Source organism: Arthrobacter antibioticus (assembly GCF_030063205.1).
Lineage (GTDB): Bacteria > Actinomycetota > Actinomycetes > Actinomycetales > Micrococcaceae > Specibacter.
The window spans coordinates 507,565-522,000 of the sequence record NZ_JASISQ010000002.1; the positions used below are offsets into that span (position 1 = coordinate 507,565).

Here is a 14,436-nt window from a genome sequence, read left to right on the forward strand (position 1 = left end):
GGGGACTGACACAGTGTTTCACTGTGTCAGTCCCCTTTCTTTTTCGTATGTTCAACGGTGTCGGTAGACTTCCATGGCAAGAGACGCCCTAGGGTGAAGCAGTGCCGAGGCGCCCTGCACGAATGAGAAATACGGGGAAAAAGTCATGACAGAAACGACCATTGAGCAATTGCGGATTCCGGAATCACTTGACGGGGCGCCCGCCTCAGATTTCCTGCAGGCCGTTGAAGTTTCGCGTCAAGTTCGGGTTCACACGTGGGGTAATGATGAACTGGCATATACGGCGGAGGAGCTCTTCGCCCAATGTCACGATCCTTACGAGTGGTACGTGGTTCTTGTGGCCCGCAACGCCAGTGAGATCGTTGGCCGTGTGGGCATAGCCATGCCACTGGCAGACAACACGGATTTGGCTCATGTCACCCTAGATGTACTCCCATCCGCCGAAGGCGTCGGTCTGGGCCGGAAGTTACTGGAGGCCGCTGAGCTGTTTGTGAGGGGAGAGAGCCGCAAGATCGTCATGGTGGAGACAAACCATCCGGCGGCCGCCCTCGGTGAAGGCACAAAGGATCCGATTCCTGCTACCCATGGCGGTGCTTCTTTGCCATTGAGCAGCAGGGAAGCCAGGTTTGCCTACAGCGCAGGTTACGATCTTGATCAGGTTGAGGACTTCAGTGTCTGTCCGTTGCCGCTACCGCATGCACTGGTGAGTGAACTGCGCAAAAAAGCTGTTGCCACGCACCAGTCCTCGTACGCGGTGCATCAGTGGGTGGACCGCTGTCCAGAAGAGTGGGCACAGGAGTTCGTTCGTTTGGAGCAAGGTCCTGCTCCTACAGTTGACGCTGGCCAAGCTCAATTGGATGTGGCAAAGATGCGGGTGGCAGAGGAATTGTCCTCCGCCACTAAGCGGCGCACATTGGTTAGTGCGGCAGAGTGTCTGGCAACCGGAAGCCTGGTGGGATTCACTTCCATTTCACTGCTGGGGCACCGCAACGACGTCGCTTTTCAGGATGACACGATTGTAGAAAAAGCACACAAGGGAAAGGATGTGGCATTGGCGATGAAGGTGGCGAACATGGAAATGCTCTCACGGCAGTTTCCTTCGACCAAGACCATCTACACCTGGAATTCCCCCGGGGATTCTTCGATACTCTCAGTTAATGCACAGTTGGGTTTTGCCAACGCCGGCGCAACAGGACAGTGGCGCAAAGACCTCAACAACATGCAGTAACACTTGAGAGTGTGACGGCGCGGACCGGATTTGGAATCCGTACTATATCTGCGCTAATCTTAAGTAACCAAAGACCGTCGGTCGATGGCAATCACCCCCAGCCACGCGATGCAGCATGCATCTAGTGCGTTGGAAGCGGGTTGGTTGACATTCGAAAGTCCTACATATGGACGGCCAACGCAGGTGCACAAAGCTTATGAGCAGTGTTGAACCGGAGTAATGTCCGTTGATCCACAGCGAAAAACGCCCCGTACATCTGTGCGGGGCGTTTTTGTTTATCCGTTGCCAGCTTGCTGGCGATGGAAGGGGCTGGAAAGACTGACACTAATTCCCGGAAGGAGGGTTATGGCAACGCCAACTAAGGTGGCTGCAGTTGCAGAAATCACAAAAGATTTCAATGATTCAACTGCCGCAGTCCTAACCGAATACCGTGGGCTCACAGTAGCTCAGCTCAAGGAGCTGCGCGTTTCTCTCGGCCAGGACACCAAGTTCTCGGTTGTAAAGAACACCCTGACAGCCATTGCGGCCAAGGAAGCTGGTGTAGACGCTTTCGAGGGTCAGCTCAGCGGTCCCACCGCCATTGCTTTCATCAAGGGTGACGCTGTTGCTGCAGCAAAGAGCCTCACGGATTTTGCAAAAGTTAACAAGCAGCTGGTCATTAAGACCGGCTTCTTCGAGGGCAAGGCTCTCGACGCCGCTGGACTCGTGGCACTGGCTGCCCTTGAGTCTCGCGAACTGCAGCTGGCTAAGGTCGCCGGCATCCTCAAGGCTCCGATGGCTGCCGCTGCGCGTACGCTTGAAGCTTTGCGTTTGAAGCTCGCAGATGGCGCTCCGGCGCAGGAAGCACCTGTCGCTGAAGAAGCTCCGGCTGCTGAAGCGCCCGCTGCTGAAGAAGCTCCGGCTGCTGAAGCGCAGACAACCGAGGCTTAGCCCCCAGCCTGCTCCTCCTTGATGCCCGCTAACGTGTCATCGCGGGAGATGCGGGCGCCTGAGCTAACAGTGGCTCATTAGTTTTTCCCTAACTCCACGAGGACTTAGGTTTTAGATTTGGTCCGCACTGGGCCAGTAAACAGAAGGAGCGCCACCCATGGCTAAGCTCACCAACGACGAGCTCATTGCAGCTTTCAAGGAACTGACCATCATCGAGCTCTCCGAGTTCGTCAAGCTCTTCGAAGAGACCTTTGAAGTTACCGCTGCTGCTGTTGCAGTTGCAGGCCCCGCCGGCGGCGGCGCTGGCGAAGAAGAAGCAGAGCAGACTGAATTCGATGTCATCCTCGAAGCAGCCGGCGATAAGAAGATTGCTGTTATCAAGGAAGTTCGCTCCATCACTTCATTGGGTCTGAAGGAAGCCAAGGAGGTCGTTGATTCGGCTCCCAAGGCTGTTCTGGAAGGCGTCACCAAGGAAGCTGCAGAGAAGGCCAAGGAAGCTCTCGAAGCTGCCGGCGCCACGGTTACCCTCAAGTAATCACCTCAGCACTTCACAAAAATGCCCCGCACCAGTTGGTGCGGGGCATTTTTATTTCTGGACGCAGGCTCCGTGTTCAGGTAAACACAGCTCAGCTAAACGCACTTCAGCGGTGGTGCTGTTAGGCGTCGCGGAATAAGAGCAGGGCCTCGCCCTGGCCGCCACCGCCGCACAGGGAAACCGCTGCCTTACCGGAGCCTCGACGACTGAGTTCAAGGGCGGCATGGAGCGCCAAGCGGGCTCCTGAGGCCCCGATCGGGTGCCCTAGGGCAATGGCGCCGCCATGGATGTTGCACTTCGCCAGTGGCAGGTCCAAGTCTCGCAACGATTGGACAGCCACGGAACCAAATGCCTCATTGATTTCAATGAAGTCGAGTTCGTTGACATCCCAGCCAGCCGTTTGTAGTGCGGTAGATATGGCGTTTGAAGGCTGGGAATGCAGCGAGTTGTCAGGTCCGGCCACTTGCCCGGGTGCCCCCACCACGGCTAACCAAGCCAGGCCGTGTTCCTCAGCGTAGCTACGGGAGCAAAGCACAAGGGCGCTGGCGCCATCGGACAAGGGGGAGGAGTTACCTGCCGTGATGGCTCCGTCAGCAGTAAAGGCGGGACGCAGTCCGGCAAGCGTATCTACACTTGTCTGGGGTCGGATGCCTTCATCGTGACTTAGTATGAGAGGTTCGCCCTTACGCTGTGGAACCGTGAGTGGAACAATCTCCGCGTCAAAAATTCCTGACTCTGCTGCCGCCGCTGCCCGCTGGTGCGAGGCTGCCGCGACTTCATCCTGGGCCGTGCGGGAGATATTCAATCGTAGATTGCCGCGCTCGGTTGACAAGCCCATTGAGTCGTCGTCAAAAGCATCGGTCAGTCCGTCATGCGCCGCTACATCAAGAGCCTGAATGGCACCGTACGTCCAGCCCTGCCGTGATCCGGGCAACATGTGTGGGGCGCGTGTCATTGATTCCTGACCGCCGGCCACCACGACGCTTGCTTCGCCGCTACGGATCAAACGTGCGGCGTCAATCACAGCCGTCAGTCCTGACAGGCACACCTTGTTGATTGTCACAGCGGGTACGTTCCAGCCGACTCCTGCACCAACAGAGCTTTGCCTGGCTGGGTTTTGTCCGGCACCCGCCTGCAGCACCTGGCCCATGATCACGAAATTGATGTCCTCAACGTCAATACCGGAGCGCGAGACTGCAGCTGCGATGGCCTTGGAACCCAATTCAACAGCGGTAAACGGCGCCAGCTGACCGTTGAGCCGCCCCTGGGGGGTACGGGCGCCTGCGAGAATTACCACATCATTCGTTTGTGCCGTCATGGCTGCCATACTCCTTGAACGTTGTACCGTGCAGTTCCTCGTTGAACCTTACGTATCCTGACTAAAACCTAACAGCATCGGCCCTCAGCAATGGAATCCGGATGAACGGGGCTCTTTAAGAAATATTTCAGTGCCAGGGCACGTGCGTACCCGCAGCGAGAGCTAGACAGCGGGGCGGAAAACTAAGGATCTACGGCGCATTTACATCGGTACTTGCAGTTTTTAGGATCGTGGGGTAGACACGAGTGCATGTTTGCCTGTAGAGTAGATCTTTGCGTGTCCCTCTTAACCTTCAGCCTTCATATAGCGGTGGGCTTTGTTTCGGTCAAGAGCCAAGGACAGCATTGAACAAGGAGCAGTTTAACTGTTTTTTGGAATGCTTTTCTAAGGTTACTTGACCAGCGTTTCTTTTGGTTTGATGACCAAAAGTGAAACGGGTAAGGGTTCGTAAGAACAAGCCTGCAGGTCTGTGGAAGGATCCCTCTTGGTCGCCTCGAGCACCTCTAATGTAAATAACGCTGCAACCGCTATCGATTCAAACAGCACCGATGGTGCAAAGAGTCGCCTCTCATTCGCAAAGATTCATGAGCCGCTTGACGTGCCGAATCTGCTTGCCCTTCAAACCGAGAGCTTTGACTGGCTCGTAGGTAATGGGCGCTGGCAGGACCGCATGCAAACGGCCGTGAATGCTGGTGATGACAGCGTGGCCGTCACATCGGGCCTATCGGATATTTTCGAAGAAATCTCCCCCATTGAGGATTTCCAGGGCACCATGTCCCTGTCCTTCACGGAGCCGGAGTTCTCTGACCCCAAGTTCACCGTTGACGAGTGCAAGGACCGCGACGCCACATACGCCGCGCCGTTGTACGTCAAGGCCGAGTTCATGAACAACTTGACCGGTGAAATTAAGCAACAGACTGTCTTCATGGGCGATTTCCCCTTGATGACAAACAAGGGCACCTTCGTCATTAACGGTACCGAGCGTGTCGTTGTGTCCCAGCTTGTCCGTTCCCCGGGCGCTTACTTTGAGCGCACAGCGGATAAGACAAGCGACAAGGAAATCTTCACCGCCAAGATCATCCCCTCGCGTGGCGCATGGTTCGAGCTGGAGATTGACAAGCGTGACCAGGTTGGCGTCCGTCTCGACCGCAAGCGCAAGCAGTCAGTCACAGTTCTGCTCAAGGCCCTCGGCTGGAGTGAAGGCCAGATCCTGGAAGAGTTCGGCGAGTTCGACTCGATCCGCGCAACCTTGGAAAAGGATGCCACCACCGGTCGCGAAGATGCCCTGCTGGACATCTACCGCAAGCTGCGTCCGGGCGAGCCGCCCACAGTAGACGCCGCTGATGCGCTGCTGCACAACCTGTACTTCAACCCCAAGCGCTACGATCTGGCCAAGGTTGGCCGTTACAAGATCAACCGCAAACTGGGTATTGATCTGCCGTTGAGCGATGAGAAAGCATCAGTACTGAGCGTGGATGACATTGTCGCCATGATCAAGTACTTGGTTGCTTTGCATGCCGGCAACAAGACAACCAAGGGCACCCGCGACGGTGCCGAGGTTGACTTGCGTGTTGACGTTGATGACATTGATCACTTCGGTAACCGTCGTATCCGCGCCGTGGGCGAGCTCATTGAGAACCAGATCCGCACGGGTCTCTCCCGTATGGAGCGCGTGGTTCGCGAGCGTATGACTACTCAGGACGTCGAAGCGATCACGCCGCAGACCCTGATCAACATCCGCCCCGTTGTGGCAGCGATCAAGGAGTTCTTCGGAACCTCTCAGCTCTCGCAGTTCATGGACCAGAACAACCCGCTTGCCGGGTTGACGCACAAGCGTCGTCTTTCTGCGCTTGGGCCCGGTGGTTTGTCCCGTGACCGTGCTGGCATGGAAGTCCGTGACGTTCACCCCTCCCACTACGGCCGCATGTGCCCGATTGAAACTCCTGAAGGCCCCAACATTGGTCTGATCGGTTCGTTGGCATCCTACGGACGCATCAACCCGTTTGGTTTCATTGAGACACCGTATCGTCGGGTCAAGGATGGCTTTGTCTCTGACGAGGTTGATTACCTGACAGCAGACGACGAGATGGATGTTGTCATCGCGCAGGCCAACGCGCCCCTCGATGAGAACAGTCACTTTGTTGAGGACTCAGTATTGGTCCGTCAGCGTGGTGGCGGCGGGGAGCCTGTTCTGATCGCAGCATCAGACGTTGAATACATGGACGTTTCCCCGCGCCAGATGGTGTCTGTGGCAACTGCCTTGATTCCGTTCTTGGAGCACGACGACGCCAACCGCGCCTTGATGGGTGCGAACATGCAGCGTCAGGCCGTGCCGTTGGTGCGTTCCGAGGCCCCATTTGTGGGTACCGGCATGGAGCGCGCCACAGCAGTTGATGCCGGCGACGTTGTCATTGCCAAGAAGGCCGGTGTGGTTTCGGAAGTCTCCGCAGATGTTGTTGTCATGCTCAACGATGACGGCACGGAGATCAGTTACCCCATCGCCAAGTACCAGCGTTCCAACCAGGGAACGGCTTACAATCAGCGCGTGTTGGCCTCAGAGGGTCAGCGTCTGGAAGTTGGCGGCATCATTGCCGATGGTCCGGCAACGGATCTGGGCGAGCTTGCTTTGGGTAAGAACCTGTTGGTCGCCTTCATGTCTTGGGAAGGCCACAACTACGAGGATGCCATTATCCTTTCGCAGCGCATTGTTGCAGAGGATGTGCTTTCTTCAATCCACATCGAAGAACATGAGATCGATGCTCGCGACACCAAGCTTGGCGCCGAGGAAATTACGCGGGACATCCCGAACGTTTCCGAGGAAATCCTTGCCGGTCTCGATGAGCGCGGCATCATCCACATCGGTGCAGAGGTTGAGGCCGGAGACGTTCTGGTGGGCAAGGTCACCCCTAAGGGTGAAACTGAGCTGACCCCGGAAGAACGCCTGCTGCGTGCAATCTTTGGTGAGAAGAGCCGCGAAGTTCGCGACACTTCCTTGAAGGTTCCCCACGGCGAGTCCGGAACTGTTATTGGCGTTCGCGTCTTTGACCGCGACTCCGAAGATGACCTGCCTCCCGGTGTGAACCAGTTGGTACGCGTCTACGTTGCCAACAAGCGCAAGATCACCGACGGTGACAAGCTGGCCGGCCGTCATGGCAACAAGGGTGTTATTTCCAAGATCCTCCCGATCGAAGATATGCCCTTCCTTGCTGACGGTACCCCTGTTGACATTGTGCTGAACCCCTTGGGTGTTCCAGGACGTATGAACGTTGGTCAGGTTTTGGAAATCCACCTCGGTTGGGTAGCCAAGACGGGTTGGAAGGTTGAAGGCGAGCCGGACTGGATCAAGGACCTTCCGAACCTGCCGCGTGAAATTGGTCAGACTCGTGTGGCAACACCCGTGTTTGATGGTGCACGCGACTCGGAAATCACGGGTCTGCTTGATTCCACTAACCTGACTCGTGATGGCGACCGCCTGATCGACTCCTCCGGTAAGACCATGTTGTTTGATGGCCGCTCCGGTGAGCCGTTCCCGGACCCTGTCTCGGTGGGTTACATGTACATCTTGAAACTCCACCACTTGGTGGATGACAAGATTCACGCCCGCTCCACGGGTCCGTACTCCATGATCACCCAGCAGCCATTGGGTGGTAAGGCCCAGTTCGGTGGACAGCGCTTTGGTGAGATGGAAGTTTGGGCACTGGAAGCTTATGGTGCCGCATACACCCTGCAGGAACTGCTGACTATCAAGTCCGATGACATCCATGGCCGCGTGAAAGTTTACGAAGCCATCGTCAAGGGTGAGAACATCCCGGAGCCGGGTATCCCGGAATCCTTCAAGGTTCTGATCAAGGAAATGCAGTCGCTGTGCTTGAACGTGGAAGTTCTTTCCACCGACGGTGCCGCGATTGAGATGCGTGACTCGGATGAAGAAGTCTTCCGGGCCGCGGAGGAGCTGGGCATCGACCTGTCACGGGCCGAGCCTAACTCTGTCGAAGAAGTTTAGGGGGACGACGGCGGTGGCCAGCCCACCGCCGAAAGAACCTTCCCTTCCTCCCGTACCCCGCTTAGACATTCAGACTTTAGAGAATTAGAGAGAACAGGACCCATATGTCCAGCGAATCCTCCTTCGGCAGTATGCAGATTGGCCTGGCCACCGCGGCAGATATCCGCGACTGGAGCCACGGCGAAGTCAAGAAGCCGGAAACTATCAATTACCGTACGCTCAAGCCGGAAAAAGACGGTCTTTTCTGTGAGAAGATCTTCGGCCCGTCCCGCGACTGGGAATGCTACTGCGGCAAGTACAAGCGTGTGCGCTTCAAGGGCATTATCTGCGAGCGTTGTGGCGTTGAAGTCACCCGCGCAAAGGTACGCCGTGAGCGCATGGGCCACATTGAGCTTGCTGCGCCCGTTACTCACATCTGGTACTTCAAGGGCGTTCCCTCGCGCTTGGGCTACCTGTTGGACCTTGCACCGAAGGACCTTGAAAAGGTCATTTACTTCGCTGCATACATGATCACCAGCGTTGACGATGAAGCACGTCATGCAGAGCTGCCGAACCTCCAGATTGAGCATGATCTGGAGAAGAAGCGCATGGTGGATACCCGCGATAACGACATCGCCACGATCGCTCGTGACCTTGAAGGCGAATTGCAGCGCCTTGAAGGTGAAGGCGCCAAGGCCGCCGATAAGAAGAAGGCTCGCGATTCTGCGGACCGTCAGATGGCCAACGTGCGTAAGCGCGCTGACGCTGACATCGATCGTCTCGAGCAGGTGTGGGACCGCTTCAAGGCTCTGAAGGTTGCCGATCTTGAAGGTGACGAGGCCCTGTACCGCGAATTGCGTGACCGTTACGGCATGTTCTTCGAAGGTGCCATGGGTGCCGAAGCCATCAAGAGCCGTCTTGAGACCTTTGACATGGCTGGTGAAGCGGAGATCCTTCGCGACATCATTGCCAATGGCAAGGGACAGCGTAAGACCCGTGCCCTGAAGCGTTTGAAGGTTGTCAATGCTTTCTTGACCACCAACAACAGCCCGCTGGGTATGGTCCTGGATGCAGTCCCGGTGATCCCGCCGGAACTGCGCCCCATGGTTCAGCTCGATGGTGGCCGTTTCGCCACCTCCGACTTGAACGATCTGTACCGTCGAGTGATCAACCGCAACAACCGTCTCAAGCGTTTGCTTGATTTGGGTGCTCCGGAAATCATCGTCAACAACGAAAAGCGTATGCTCCAGGAAGCTGTTGATTCGCTCTTCGATAACGGTCGTCGTGGCCGTCCTGTCACCGGACCGGGCAACCGTCCGCTGAAGTCGCTCTCTGACATGCTCAAGGGCAAGCAGGGACGATTCCGTCAGAACCTCTTGGGTAAGCGCGTTGACTACTCGGGCCGTTCGGTTATTGTTGTTGGCCCGCAGCTGAAGCTGCACCAGTGTGGTCTGCCTAAGCAGATGGCGTTGGAGCTCTTCAAGCCGTTCGTGATGAAGCGCCTGGTTGACCTTAACCATGCGCAGAACATCAAGAGCGCCAAGCGCATGGTTGAACGTTTCCGTCCCCAGGTGTGGGATGTTCTCGAAGAGATCATCACCGAGCACCCGGTACTTCTGAACCGTGCACCTACCTTGCACCGTTTGGGCATCCAGGCGTTCGAGCCGCAGCTTGTTGAAGGTAAGGCAATCCAGCTTCACCCGCTGGTTTGTGGTGCTTTCAACGCTGACTTTGACGGTGACCAGATGGCAGTTCACCTGCCGCTGAGCCCTGAAGCACAGGCTGAAGCTCGCATCTTGATGCTGTCCTCGAACAATATTCTGAAGCCTTCAGACGGCCGCCCGGTCACCCTGCCTTCGCAGGATATGATCATCGGCTTGTACCACTTGACCACCAAGCGTGAGGGTTCAGCCGGTGAAGGCCGTGTGTTCTCCACTTCGGCTGAAGCCGTTATGGCCTTCGACGCCAATGAGTTGCACTTGAACTCACAGGTCAAGATTCGTTTGGAGAACTTTGTTCCCGGTCCCGAGCGCAAGGGGCCGGAAGGTTTCGAATCCGGTGGCACCGCCCTCATCGAAACCTCCTTGGGCCAGGTCATCTTCAATGAGACGCTTCCTGCGGATTACCCGTGGGTAGAGTCTGTTGCTGACAAGGGTCAGCTCTCCGAGATCGTCAACGATCTCGCCGAGCGTTACCCCAAGGTGGTTGTGGCAGCAACACTGGATAACTTGAAGGATGCCGGTTTCTACTGGGCAACTCGTTCAGGTATTACTGTTGCCATCTCCGACATTGAGGTACCTGCCGCAAAGCCCGCCATCTTGGAAAGCTACGAGATCAAGGCCGCCAAGGTCCAGGCCCAGTATGACAAGGGTTTGATCGCTGATGATGAGCGCCGCCAGGAGCTCATTGACATCTGGAACCAGGCAACCAACGAGATCGCGGATGTTATGCGTGACTCGTTCGCCGCATCCAACACGATCAACCGGATGGTCTCTTCCGGTGCTCGTGGTAACTGGATGCAGGTTCGTCAGATTGCCGGTATCCGTGGCTTGGTAGCCAACCCGAAGGGTGAAATTATCCCTCGCCCGATCAAGTCCTCATACCGTGAGGGCCTGTCGGTTTTGGAGTACTTCATTGCTACTCACGGTGCCCGTAAGGGTCTGGCCGATACCGCTCTGCGTACAGCCAACTCCGGTTACCTGACCCGTCGACTCGTTGACGTCTCACAGGATGTCATTGTTCGTGAAGACGACTGTGGCACCGAGCGCGGTTTGACCCTGCCGATCGCAGTGGTTGATGGCGCAGGTGAGATTGTGCTGCACGAGGAAGTTGAGAACAGCGTTTACGCTCGTACCTTGGCTTCCGAGGTTGCGGACTCTAACGGTCAGGTTCTAGCTGTTGCGGGCGCCGACGTTGGAGATGTCCTCATTGACAAGCTGTTCGCAGCCGGCATTGAAGAGATCAAGGTCCGTTCAGTACTCACCTGTGAGTCAACCGTTGGTACCTGTGCACTTTGCTACGGCCGTTCCTTGGCTACGGGTAAGACCGTGGACATTGGTGAAGCCGTCGGTATTATTGCTGCCCAGTCCATTGGCGAGCCCGGCACACAGCTGACCATGCGTACCTTCCACACTGGTGGTGCTGTTTCTGCCAGCCGTGGCGAGGACATCACCCAGGGTCTGCCCCGTATCCAGGAGCTCTTCGAAGCGCGTACCCCCAAGGGTGTCGCTCCGATCGCAGAAGCTGCCGGTCGCATCAATATTGATGAGTCCGAGAAGACAATGCGTTTGATCCTGACACCGGATGACGGCACCGAAGAAATCGCTTACCCGGTTCTGCGACGAGCACGCCTGCAGGTTGCTGACGGCGAGCACGTTGAGGTTGGCCAGAAACTCATTGTGGGTGCTGTTGACCCCAAGCAGGTTCTGCGTATCCTTGGCCCGCGTGCCGCTCAGAAGCACCTCGTTGAGGAAGTTCAGCGCGTATACCGCAGCCAGGGCGTTGGCATCCACGATAAGCACGTGGAGGTTATTGTCCGCCAGATGCTTCGCCGCGTCACAGTCATCGAGTCCGGCGACTCGAAGCTGCTGCCGGGCGAGCTTGCCGAGCGCGGCCGCTTCGAGACGGAAAACCGTCGCGTAGTGTCCGAGGGCAAGAAGCCTGCATCGGGTCGTAACGAGCTGATGGGTATCACCAAGGCTTCCTTGGCTACTGAATCATGGCTCTCCGCAGCGTCCTTCCAGGAAACCACCCGCGTTCTGACGCAGGCGGCCATGGAAGGCAAATCAGACCCACTGTTGGGCCTGAAGGAGAACGTGATCATTGGTAAGTTGATCCCTGCCGGTACGGGTCTTCCGCGCTACACCGACGTTACGGTGGAGCCCACGGAAGAAGCCAAGGCCAATCTGTTCACAGGTCCCAGCGCGTTCAGCGACTTTGACTATGTGGGCGGCGTCGGCGACTTGGGTGCCGAGTTCCGTGCGATTCCCTTGGATGATTACGACCTGGGCACCAACTTCTCAGGCTAATCCCGCGCTCCTGCCAACGTTTTGATTGCTAGCGATCAAAGCGTTGGCCCCTAGGGGTTGCGGACCCAGTTAGTAGTGAAGTACGACGGCGGTGACTCACCTGTGAAGGTGGGTCACCGCCGTCGTACTTTAACAAAGCTATCCCACCATCACATCGAGTAGTCTCCGGACTGCCACTTCTTGAAGTCCCAGCGTGCAAGAAACCTCTCCCCGCTGGCTAGTCCGCTGGCGTACATGGCGTCCTTGTCCTGCTGCGTGAGGTTGAAATCGGTGGCCCGGTAATTGGAAGTATTGATAAAGATTGTCCGCGAGGACGCCTGCGGCTCGTTCACATAACTGCGGTCCGCGGCCCCAATGATGGTGCTCAGTAGTGATTTTGCCAGTTCCAGGCTGTTGTGCTCGGGGTTCCAGTCCTGCGTACGGGCTGTATTGGTATCAGATAATTTGATGCCAATTGTTGGCCAACGGGGGAGTGCGCCGTCATCTCTGTCAAAGATCGACATGGGGAAGTTGGAGAGTAGCCCACCATCTGAGCAAACAATATTCTTGTGCCCGGTAACCGACGGATCTGTGGACAAGGTCCAGGGGCGGAAGAAAAAAGGGATGGAGGCAGATGCCCTGATGGCGTCCGCTACGGGGGCGGTGTCTGGATCCACTCCCAGTAGTTCCCTATAGTCCCAGGGCAGGCGGAGCATAATTCCCCGGGATATATCCGAGACAATCACCACTAGTTTGTATCGTTGCGATGCCGGCAACGCGCTTTGCGGATCATTATCCTTTAGGTCCGCCCACGTATGGACGCCATGTGCGGCAAGGGTTTCCTTGAGCCATTCGTAGAGGACCTCTCCGGCGTAGAGTCCCTGGTGGAACAGCAGCCCGGAAATTTCTCCCACAATTGGCAACCCGGAAAGGCAGCCGGTGGGGTCCATGAACTTTGTGTAGTCCAGTCTGTCCATGGCGTTCTTGATTTGGGCCGCACTCAGTCCGGCCGCTAGCAGCCCAGCCACGATGGCGCCGGCAGAAGCGCCAGCGATTCGGTGGAAAGAATAAGGATCGCTAAAACTGGTCATTGCCGCAATAGCTCCCACCAGCGCCGAACTCTTAAGCCCGCCACCTTCAAGCACAAGATCTGCATCAGCCATTACGTGCCTCCTTGAACAGGGCACTATGTGCCTAATACTTCTTGCCGTGTGCCGTGTGCTGGGTGCTGTGTACTTTCGAGACTGGCGCCTGCACCCCGTGCTGTCAAGGTCCCGTCAACGGCCCGGGTGTGATCGTTTATGTCCTTGATTTGAGGGCATGGCATAACCCGTGGTAATGTAAATAGTAATTGTTAGTGTGGCAGTGGATAAGAGTGTGCGTTTTCCTAACGTTTAGGCGTAGGAAGCGGATGCGGGTCCGGGTTGTACGGTTCTTGTACAGCGAATGCCACATTTTTGCATGCCTAGGCGCTGTGAAGTCGCCAAGTCTGCGACTACCAGTAAAAGGCTTACTCTCATCGGCGCAATCATTGTGGCCCGCGGGGCAAGCAACACGATAAAACAACGGAGAACACGAAAGTGCCTACGATTAACCAGCTGGTCCGAAAGGGCCGGACACCCAAGGTCACAAAGACCAAGGCTCCCGCACTTAAGGGCAGCCCCATGCGTCGCGGCGTATGCACGCGCGTTTACACAACCACCCCGAAGAAGCCGAACTCGGCTCTCCGTAAGGTTGCACGTGTACGCCTTAACGGTGGCGTGGAAGTAACTGCTTACATCCCAGGTGTAGGCCACAACCTCCAGGAGCACTCCATCGTGCTTGTTCGCGGAGGCCGTGTTAAGGACCTTCCCGGCGTTCGTTACAAGATCGTCCGTGGCGCATTGGATACCCAGGGCGTTAAGAACCGCAAGCAGGCTCGCAGCCGCTACGGTGCAAAGATGGAGAAGAAGTAATATGCCTCGCAAGGGTCCGGCCCCCAAGCGGCCGCTAGTAGTAGATCCCGTATACGGTTCCCCTTTGGTCACTCAGTTGATCAACAAGGTTCTCGTAGATGGCAAGAAGTCCACCGCAGAGCGCATCGTTTACGGTGCACTTGAGGGTGTTCGTGAAAAGACCGGTGCTGATCCCGTTGTTGCCTTGAAGAAGGCCATGGAGAACATCAAGCCGAGCCTTGAGGTCAAGTCTCGCCGTGTTGGTGGCGCTACCTACCAGGTTCCGGTTGAAGTCAAGCCCGGTCGTCAGACCGCGTTGGCACTTCGCTGGTTGGTTGGTTACTCGAAGGCTCGCCGCGAGAAGACCATGACCGAGCGTCTGCGTAACGAAGTACTGGATGCCTCAAACGGTCTTGGTGCCGCTGTCAAGCGTCGCGAAGATACCCACAAGATGGCAGAGTCCAACAAGGCTTTCGCCCACTACCGCTGGTAACTAGAGCCT

9 protein-coding genes are annotated in these 14,436 nt (G+C 56.6%); 7 read left to right on the forward strand and 2 right to left on the reverse strand.

Features of this window, described 5'->3' with window-relative positions:
* The first annotated feature begins 145 nt into the window (after positions 1-145).
* The 3 genes from QMG40_RS07500 (at position 146) to rplL (ending at position 2,693) form a co-directional block, all read left to right on the forward strand.
* A complete protein-coding gene (locus QMG40_RS07500; protein ID WP_283530042.1) occupies positions 146-1,228 on the forward strand; it encodes a GNAT family N-acetyltransferase in 1,083 nt (360 codons plus the stop codon).
* Positions 1,229-1,573: 345 nt separating this feature from the next.
* Positions 1,574-2,158 carry a 50S ribosomal protein L10 gene (rplJ, locus tag QMG40_RS07505; RefSeq protein ID WP_283530045.1) on the forward strand — a complete coding sequence of 195 codons (585 nt, stop codon included), beginning with the start codon at positions 1,574-1,576 and terminating at the stop codon, positions 2,156-2,158.
* 157 nt (positions 2,159-2,315) lie between these two features.
* Positions 2,316-2,693 carry a 50S ribosomal protein L7/L12 gene (rplL, locus tag QMG40_RS07510; protein ID WP_283530047.1) on the forward strand — a complete coding sequence of 126 codons (378 nt, stop codon included), beginning with the start codon at positions 2,316-2,318 and terminating at the stop codon, positions 2,691-2,693.
* 121 nt (positions 2,694-2,814) lie between these two features.
* Here the strand turns inward: rplL and QMG40_RS07515 are convergent, their stop codons facing one another.
* A complete protein-coding gene (locus QMG40_RS07515; RefSeq protein WP_283530049.1) occupies positions 2,815-4,011 on the reverse strand; it encodes an acetyl-CoA C-acetyltransferase in 1,197 nt (398 codons plus the stop codon).
* 484 nt (positions 4,012-4,495) lie between these two features.
* On the opposite strand from QMG40_RS07515, the gene rpoB reads away from it, so the two are divergent.
* Together rpoB and QMG40_RS07525 are read left to right on the forward strand one after the other, a co-directional pair.
* Positions 4,496-8,014, forward strand: coding sequence for a DNA-directed RNA polymerase subunit beta (gene rpoB, locus QMG40_RS07520; RefSeq protein WP_283530051.1), 3,519 nt, complete (start codon positions 4,496-4,498; stop codon positions 8,012-8,014).
* 104 nt (positions 8,015-8,118) lie between these two features.
* Positions 8,119-12,021, forward strand: a complete 3,903-nt coding sequence (locus tag QMG40_RS07525; RefSeq protein ID WP_283530052.1) for a DNA-directed RNA polymerase subunit beta' — start codon at positions 8,119-8,121, stop codon at positions 12,019-12,021.
* Positions 12,022-12,170: 149 nt separating this feature from the next.
* Here the strand turns inward: QMG40_RS07525 and QMG40_RS07530 are convergent, their stop codons facing one another.
* Positions 12,171-13,163: a patatin-like phospholipase family protein gene (locus QMG40_RS07530; RefSeq protein ID WP_283530054.1), complete on the reverse strand. Its 993-nt coding sequence runs from the start codon at positions 13,161-13,163 to the stop codon at positions 12,171-12,173.
* Positions 13,164-13,580: 417 nt separating this feature from the next.
* On the opposite strand from QMG40_RS07530, the gene rpsL reads away from it, so the two are divergent.
* Together rpsL and rpsG are read left to right on the forward strand one after the other, a co-directional pair.
* On the forward strand, positions 13,581-13,955 hold the full coding sequence (gene rpsL, locus QMG40_RS07535) for a 30S ribosomal protein S12 (protein ID WP_038464715.1): 375 nt from the start codon (positions 13,581-13,583) through the stop codon (positions 13,953-13,955).
* Between the two features lies 1 nt (position 13,956).
* Complete coding sequence (gene rpsG / locus QMG40_RS07540) at positions 13,957-14,427, forward strand: 30S ribosomal protein S7 (RefSeq protein ID WP_038464713.1); 471 nt, start codon at positions 13,957-13,959, stop codon at positions 14,425-14,427.
* The last annotated feature ends 9 nt before the right edge of the window (positions 14,428-14,436 follow it).

Coding starts and splice junctions, on each gene's coding strand:
- QMG40_RS07500 (WP_283530042.1), top strand. CDS start 146: ATGACAGAAACGACCATTGAGCAATTGCGGATTCCGGAATCACTTGAC.
- rplJ (WP_283530045.1), top strand. CDS start 1,574: ATGGCAACGCCAACTAAGGTGGCTGCAGTTGCAGAAATCACAAAAGAT.
- rplL (WP_283530047.1), top strand. CDS start 2,316: ATGGCTAAGCTCACCAACGACGAGCTCATTGCAGCTTTCAAGGAACTG.
- QMG40_RS07515 (WP_283530049.1), bottom strand. CDS start 4,011: ATGACGGCACAAACGAATGATGTGGTAATTCTCGCAGGCGCCCGTACC.
- QMG40_RS07525 (WP_283530052.1), top strand. CDS start 8,119: ATGTCCAGCGAATCCTCCTTCGGCAGTATGCAGATTGGCCTGGCCACC.
- QMG40_RS07530 (WP_283530054.1), bottom strand. CDS start 13,163: ATGGCTGATGCAGATCTTGTGCTTGAAGGTGGCGGGCTTAAGAGTTCG.
- rpsG (WP_038464713.1), top strand. CDS start 13,957: ATGCCTCGCAAGGGTCCGGCCCCCAAGCGGCCGCTAGTAGTAGATCCC.